The organism is Bradyrhizobium sp. SRL28 (genome assembly GCF_018596315.1).
In the GTDB taxonomy this organism is placed as follows: Bacteria; Pseudomonadota; Alphaproteobacteria; order Rhizobiales; family Xanthobacteraceae; genus Bradyrhizobium.
This window is the reverse complement of record NZ_JAHEAG010000114.1, coordinates 1-5,308: the sequence shown is the minus strand read 5'-3', so window position 1 is coordinate 5,308 and position 5,308 is coordinate 1. Positions and strand designations below refer to the sequence as shown.

9 protein-coding genes and 1 pseudogene are annotated in these 5,308 nt (G+C 56.8%); 6 read left to right on the top strand and 4 right to left on the bottom strand.

Translation table 11 applies throughout. From position 1 onward, the window contains the following. Positions 1–23 precede the first annotated feature (23 nt). A pseudogene (locus KIP88_RS45240) lies at positions 24–197 on the bottom strand (transposase); the annotation flags it as partial. Positions 198–304: 107 nt separating this feature from the next. On the opposite strand from KIP88_RS45240, the gene KIP88_RS45235 reads away from it, so the two are divergent. Continuing rightward, entirely contained in the window at positions 305–559 is a 255-nt protein-coding gene (locus KIP88_RS45235) for a hypothetical protein (RefSeq protein ID WP_214494544.1), read from the top strand. Positions 560–568: 9 nt separating this feature from the next. Here the strand turns inward: KIP88_RS45235 and KIP88_RS45230 are convergent, their stop codons facing one another. After that, positions 569–844: a hypothetical protein gene (locus KIP88_RS45230; RefSeq protein ID WP_214494543.1), complete on the bottom strand. Its 276-nt coding sequence runs from the start codon at positions 842–844 to the stop codon at positions 569–571. Positions 845–1,101: 257 nt separating this feature from the next. On the opposite strand from KIP88_RS45230, the gene KIP88_RS45225 reads away from it, so the two are divergent. Then, complete coding sequence (locus tag KIP88_RS45225) at positions 1,102–1,569, top strand: helix-turn-helix domain-containing protein (RefSeq protein ID WP_214494542.1); 468 nt, start codon at positions 1,102–1,104, stop codon at positions 1,567–1,569. 139 nt (positions 1,570–1,708) lie between these two features. On the opposite strand, the gene KIP88_RS45220 is transcribed toward KIP88_RS45225, so the two are convergent. Then, entirely contained in the window at positions 1,709–1,936 is a 228-nt protein-coding gene (locus tag KIP88_RS45220; protein WP_249791552.1) for a hypothetical protein, read from the bottom strand. A 166-nt stretch (positions 1,937–2,102) separates the two neighbouring features. Here KIP88_RS45220 and KIP88_RS45215 point away from each other — a divergent pair, with 166 nt between their 5' ends. The 4 genes from KIP88_RS45215 (at position 2,103) to KIP88_RS47650 (ending at position 4,488) form a co-directional block, all read left to right on the top strand. Continuing rightward, positions 2,103–2,450, top strand: coding sequence for an integration host factor subunit alpha (locus tag KIP88_RS45215; protein ID WP_214494541.1), 348 nt, complete (start codon positions 2,103–2,105; stop codon positions 2,448–2,450). A 123-nt stretch (positions 2,451–2,573) separates the two neighbouring features. Then, positions 2,574–3,458: a hypothetical protein gene (locus KIP88_RS45210; RefSeq protein ID WP_214494540.1), complete on the top strand. Its 885-nt coding sequence runs from the start codon at positions 2,574–2,576 to the stop codon at positions 3,456–3,458. Between the two features lie 78 nt (positions 3,459–3,536). After that, the gene (locus KIP88_RS47655) at positions 3,537–4,016 is read left to right on the top strand and encodes a hypothetical protein (RefSeq protein WP_249791551.1); all 480 of its coding nucleotides are present in this window, start codon (positions 3,537–3,539) and stop codon (positions 4,014–4,016) included. Then, positions 4,009–4,488 (top strand): hypothetical protein, encoded by a 480-nt coding sequence (locus KIP88_RS47650; RefSeq protein ID WP_249791550.1) that lies wholly within the window; start codon positions 4,009–4,011, stop codon positions 4,486–4,488. Before KIP88_RS47655 ends, KIP88_RS47650 begins: the two co-directional genes overlap by 8 nt. A 492-nt stretch (positions 4,489–4,980) precedes the next feature. Here the strand turns inward: KIP88_RS47650 and KIP88_RS45200 are convergent. Beyond that, the coding region (locus tag KIP88_RS45200) for a transposase (RefSeq protein ID WP_214494539.1) at positions 4,981–5,308 on the bottom strand (328 nt) is incomplete at its 5' end.

Genomic DNA, 5,308 nt, shown 5'->3' with positions numbered 1-5,308 from the left:
GTCCTGGTCGTCGGGATCGTCTTTCATGACAGCGCGATGGTTTCCAGCGTCATGTAGCGGGCGCGCTGGACGGCCCATTCATCGTTCTGTTCAAGCAGGATCGCGCCGACGAGGCGGACGATGGGGTCCTCATTGGGGAAGATGCCGACCACGTCGGTGCGCCGCTTGATCTCGCCGTTCAGGCGCTCGATCGGGTTGTCTTCCCCCGAAAAAGTGGACGGGTCGAATGCGAGGTCCTTTGCCGTGACGAAACGACAGGCAGGTGTGGCCCTTGACGTGATTGCGCTCAACGTGAAGCGGTAGCTTGCGGGGCATCAACATCACTCCACGTTTCGTCAACGCGAGTATTATTGCCATCGGAAGGCAATTGATCAACGGCGATGTCAAGCTGACGTACATCGTCAGCGTCGCGACGCGCCCTTCGTCGCGTTTGCCGTTCCTGGTCGTGAAGGCGGTAAACGGATCTGGTGCCGCGAATTTCCCGCCGCCAATCGACCGTACGGACGCCGGCGGATCTCGGTCCGCGTGCTCACGAGGAATTCTCCGGCTCGCGCGGTGACGTTCTCGGTCAGGTTGGAGCAGGGTCTTCCTGGCGCCACTGGCTCGCGATGCTGCGCATCACCTGTGAAAGGAATGCTGGAAGCGGGACTTCGCTGGGCCACAGCCGCCGCCCCGACAAGATGCGGTCGAGCGCCTCGTAGAGGAGATCATCCGTATCATGGTAGCGTAGGCCGGCTGCCCAGGCGCGGGCTAACAACGACAGACGCACGAGGTCGGGCCCGCGCAAGCGGCTGATGATGCGGCGAACCTCGCCGAGGGAAAGATGCGTCGCCTCATCGTCCATTGATTGCCGACCAGGCCTCCAATGAGTGTTGCGCTGCAGGTGGCCTTTCCGGGAAGGCTTTTCGAAAATTTTTCGGAAAGTTACCGGCGGCGACCGACCGACGTGAGTCTCGCCGGGGGACCAAAAGAGGCTTGGTGATCAATGCACAACGCCTTCTGATAATCTAAGTCTATGTTATTGCTGGGATAATTATAACTGCCATTGAAATGTCATCTGACAATCATTACACTTATTACAGTTGCGCGGAGGTATGGACCATGACTGACGTGGTCACCAAGCTCAAGATCGCTGATCGTGATCGGGAAGAGGCAAAGAAGGGCGCGGGCCTGCTTGGCGGGCTTGCAGCGCCTGGCGGCCTGTTCTTCACAGATCCCTCCGGGAAGCCGATCCTGACAGAGATGCCTGCATCGCTCTTGCGAGCGGTGCACGATTTTCTCGACGCCATCTCGCAGCCGGGCGAAACCTTGGTCTTCAAGGCGGAGCATGAGGTTTCCCCAGAGACGGCAGCCGAGATGTTGGGCATCTCTCGTCCCATCGTGTACAAGCGCATGGATGTGGGGAAACTGCCGTTCCGGCAGGTAGGCACCCATAGACGAATCCGTGTCGCAGATGTCGCGCGCCTGAAGCAGCATGAGGAGCAGCGCCGGAAGGCTGCGGCTGAAATAGCTGCCGATACCGAGGATCTCGAGGCGAACTATGCCGAGACCGGTAACCGGACTCCTTGATGCAAACGTTCTATACTCGATGCCGTGGTCGAACGACTTCTCACCGGCGATCAGGTCGAGCCGAGTTGCGATTTCGCCGTCGCCGAGCGGAATGCGGCTTCGGTCGCCGGGACCAAAACGGCCATGATGACGTGTCGCCTCATCGTGCCTCCGCTTTAACGTCGCCCATGATCTGCAATGTTCCGAACGCCTGCTCGTAGATGCGCCCGACAAACTCAAGCACGCGATCCCGCGTCAAAGCTGTGGCGACTGCGCGAGCAGTTGCGAGCGCGTCGGCGACGCCACGGCGGATAAAGTCATGCAGTCGTGTCTGCACCCGCGCTGCCTCGCGGCTAGTCCTGTAGGATTCTGACTGATCATCGCCCATTCGCTTCCGCGAGTTGAAGATGCCGAACGGGTTCGCGAGCTGGTTATTGGCGACGAGAGGGCGATCTTGTACCCTGCCGCAAGAGGTTAACGGGGTTTGATCCTGGCCATATGCAGCTGCTTGAATGCAGCCATAATCAAAACAGTTTCAGTAAGGAGGCAGCAATATGCGCGGGGCCAAAACAATCACCCGAGTCGATCTGTACGACGCGATCTATCGGAAAGTCCGCTTGTCGCGGCGAGAATCGGCGGATTTTGCCGAACTAGTTCTAAATGAGATAGCCGACTGCATCGCACGTGGGGAAACAGTCAAGCTGTCGTCTTTTGGTACGTTCACGGTTCGGAAGAAAGCTCAGCGGCTGGGCAGAAATCCGAAGACCGGCGTTGAAGTGCCTATTGAGCCGCGCAATGTCGTTGTGTTCAAGGCGTCAGCTGTCATGAAAAAGCAGATCAACTCAATGGGGCCGACGCGGGGTGATAGCCTTTCACAAGTTGTGGAAGCCCATATCGAATGACTGAAACACACGAAGGTGAGCCGACTTCTGTCGCTAATATCGATTTCGACGCAGTAGCAAGGGTTAGGAAGTGGCCGTAGCGGAGCGCTGGCAGGCGGGGCTTTGGCTTAAGGACGCTTCGAAATGACGGATAAGCGGGAGACCATAGGCGAAGCAGACAATGATGCTGCCGGCGAGGGCTTGGACACCGAGCCATTTGCCGATCTGATCGGTCAGGAATTCGTCGACTTCCTGTTCGAGCACTCTCCCCGGAAGGTCGGTGCGCGCATCGGGAAAGCGCTCGATCATTTCAACAAGGCTTTGCGCCTCAGGGGCGTGGACGACGCCATGGGCGCTATCCGATGCATAGCTGCGGAAGAGGAGCTTGTCGTCGCAGTCTTCGAGCTTCTGAAGCTCAACGAAGACGATATGCCCGAGCATCGGGACTTCGTGAAGAAGTTCAAAAACCACTACGTGAAGTTGGCTTTTTACCCCGTACTCTCGCAATTTCGGTTCGTATTGGGAGACATGCTCAAGCACGGCGTCAGTTTTAACGGTCTTGAGAACTATCTGCGGATGCCGATCAAGCCTGTTCTCGACCAAGAGAAGTTGAAGCTGTCCATCGGGAAGGAGGACGGGGAAGAGGTTATCAAAATAAACCCGCTGGACTTCGCCGTGTCGCGAGACGACTTGGACGACGACGCCATCGTCGAAGAGATGCTGAAGGACTTTTCGGAGGAAGTTGCGAAACAGAATGGCATGACGGTGAAGGAGTTCGTTTCCGCCCGCGCCGATTTTCGAAACAAGCTTCTCTATGCAACTGACGGCGGCTACGGCGAAATGAAAGACACGCTCGAGGATTTGATCGCTTCCGCGTTTTCTTTGGCTTATCGCGACCTTTTGTGGGTGCTTGTGGCACTGACCGGAAACAAGCCTGCGAACAAGGACTGGGGACTGGTCAGCCAGTTCGTCGGTCTGTACCGTCGCGTCCTGACGGAAGCGAAAATCCTATCAGTTGAAGCGCCTTAGATTCTCGTGCGTTTAGTGGACCTGCCCACTTACCCAACTGGAGGTTGATCGATGGTCCCGCATCGGAAACAGAGCAATATGAACAGTCTGTTCGATAACGCCATTCAATCTATTCAGCTCGGGAACGAGGATTACGAGGCAAACGCGCCCAAGCGCGCGCTGTCGGCTGTCCGTAACTTTTATGCCGGCACGTTACTTTTGGCGAAGGAGGTCTTGGTCCAGGCGGCGCCGAAGGCGAAGATCAAGGATGTCCTAGGGACGCAATTCAAGCCGCTGCCGGACGGGAAAGGCGGGGTTGAACTCTCTCCAGGGAATAGAACCGTCGATTTTCATGAGATCGGCGAGCGCTTCGCCACCTTCAAGCTCAAGATAGACCGTCAAGCCTTGAACGAGCTTAATCGGATCCGGAACGATATGGAGCATCTCTACACGCAAGCGAGCCGCGAGACGGTCCGGGAAGCGATCGCCAAGGCGTTCCCCAGTGGTTATCGACCTATTCCGACAGATGAACGAGGATCCCCGGGCTCATCTTGGAGACTGCTGGCTAACCATGCTTGAAGTGAAAGCGGTCTACGACAGTGAGCTCGAGCAGTGCACGCAAACGTTTGATGGTGTCGAATGGAAATCGGCCGCACTGTCTGAAGCTGCACGGCCTTGCAACAAATGCGGTTCACATTTGATTTATCGGCTCGATCAGACCCGAAAGGGATCGGGCTTTGCCGATGCGGAGTGTCGGCAATGCGGCGCCAGGATCGATGCAATCACGCTCATGGAAACAGCCCTTGAAGCACATTTCGAATTTGAGAGCCATTCAGCCGTAAAGGAAGGCGGGCAAGATCCGGTCGGACTTTGTCCCGAATGCGGCACGAAGACGTATGTTACGTGGCAAGATGAAAATCAGTGCGTCAACTGCTTCATGGAGCTGGAAGCTTGCGTTCGGTGCGGCGAGTCACTGACCCCAGACAACGTGTCGGACGAGTCCAGCGAGCTCTGCAGCTATTGTTCCTACAAGATGTCGAAGGACGACTAGGGGCTGCGGGAAGTTTGTGCTGCCTAATGGGGTCGAGGTGGCCGCATCAGCCGGAATCTTTGTCGTAAAAGTCAAGGTGCCGAATGCGACAGGCGACATTTCGTCCCACACAGACACTACGAGTGGATTGGCATTTCCACCGCGCTCCAGGAGAAACTGCCGTTCGTTCCGCCCGCCATCTGCGGGCGGCCAAATCGCGCCGCGCGCGTATCGTGGCAGTAAAAGGATTGGCCGAGCAAAGCGGGAATTTCGGCAGCAGTCCATTCGACGGTTGGAGATATGGCGAGTTACCTCCAGTGTCCATCTCGAACCGTGAGCATGGTCTGCATGGCTAAATCCTCAACTGGTGCCTAACTCTAACAGTCTGCAGAAAAAGCAGAGAATTTGAGCTTTTCCTTGTTTCGTGGAGCCGTTGCTCAAAGTTTCAGGTGATGTGTCCGCCAGTTTGAGGCAATTTTGTTTTGCGTGAGGGCGGTGTTGCCACCCTCACTGCTACGCAGCCATCAGTTTTGGAATGCGGATCAGGTTATAGGCGATCAGATTGAGCAGGAAGTTGGCGGCGACGCGAGCGATGCCACGATGTTTGGTCTTGCGCATGGTGCCATGCTGCTTGCCCCATCCGAAAATGCACTCGACCATCGCCCGGCGTGATTGCGACATGCCATATCCCGGATGCCGCGTGGTTCGTTCGTCGATGGCGCTGTTGCGGTTCTTGCCGGTTTTGGTGACGGCTTGGTTCTGTGTCACATGCGGCGTCACGCCGATGGCGCGAAGATTGGCGACATGATCGGCGGTATCGTACGCCTTGTCCTCACCGGCC